The organism is Vibrio sp. 2130-1 (assembly GCF_033339515.1).
Genome location: NZ_JAWOUT010000183.1, coordinates 1 through 785 on the forward strand (window position 1 = coordinate 1; position 785 = coordinate 785).

Annotated in this window: 3 protein-coding genes; 2 read left to right on the forward strand and 1 reads right to left on the reverse strand. The window is 40.0% G+C overall.

Features of this window, described 5'->3' with window-relative positions:
- The first annotated feature begins 32 nt into the window (after positions 1 to 32).
- Both R7Q09_RS25035 and ykgO read left to right on the forward strand, forming a co-directional pair.
- Positions 33 to 293, forward strand: coding sequence for a type B 50S ribosomal protein L31 (locus tag R7Q09_RS25035; protein WP_318143810.1), 261 nt, complete (start codon positions 33 to 35; stop codon positions 291 to 293).
- 3 nt (positions 294 to 296) lie between these two features.
- Positions 297 to 422, forward strand: coding sequence for a type B 50S ribosomal protein L36 (ykgO, locus tag R7Q09_RS25040; protein WP_005380299.1), 126 nt, complete (start codon positions 297 to 299; stop codon positions 420 to 422).
- 124 nt (positions 423 to 546) lie between these two features.
- On the opposite strand, the gene R7Q09_RS25045 is transcribed toward ykgO, so the two are convergent.
- The coding region (locus R7Q09_RS25045) for a hypothetical protein (RefSeq protein ID WP_318113316.1) at positions 547 to 785 on the reverse strand (239 nt) is incomplete at its 5' end.

Sequence of the window (785 nt, forward strand, 5' to 3'; positions counted from 1 at the left end):
TAACATAACAATTTAATTTGAAGGAAATTGAAATGAAACCAGGAATCCATCCTGACTATCGTCCAGTGGTGTTTCATGACACAAGTGTGGATGAATACTTTGTTGTCGGCTCAACATTGAAAACCGATCGCACCATTGAGTGGAAAGACGGAAAAACATACCCGTACTTCACATTGGATGTGTCGTCGTCTTCTCATCCGTTTTACACAGGTAAGCAACGAGTGGTTCAAGCGGAAGGGCGTATTGCTAACTTCAACCGTCGATTTGGTCAATTTAATAGTGAGAAGGAATAAGTCATGAAAGTTGTGAAATCACTTAAAAGCGCGAAGAGCCGTCATCCTGACTGTCAGATAGTGAAAAGAAGAGGGCGCTTGTACGTTATTTGTAAGACAAATCCGAGGTTCAAAGCTGTACAAAAATAACAGTAGAAACGAACAACAAAGGGGTGTGTAGCGAAATTGAAGGTATTTTCGTCCATGACAACGGATGATTGCCTCAGCAGCTATGAATCTACACGCCCACCTAATACTCGCCAAGTGCCAACGTTTATTCGCTCGTGCTTGGCATGGTTTTTACTGGCACGACTTCATCGTTATTCAAGTCAAAATTGAACGTTTGCCAGACTGCTCGGCTCTTTGAGCTTACACCACACACTATCTTTGCATTCGACTTTATATAGGGATTAGGCATTCCTGCATATCTAATGGTTATATCTTTGTTTAATTTATAATGTTGGTTAATTTGTTTTATATGGATGAAATATCTACATTTATGCAAATAACTGG

What these genes read in the sequence shown, in the direction of transcription:
- R7Q09_RS25035 (WP_318143810.1), top strand. Translation starts at nt 33, where the DNA reads ATGAAACCAGGAATCCATCCTGACTATCGTCCAGTGGTGTTTCATGAC.
- ykgO (WP_005380299.1), top strand. Translation starts at nt 297, where the DNA reads ATGAAAGTTGTGAAATCACTTAAAAGCGCGAAGAGCCGTCATCCTGAC.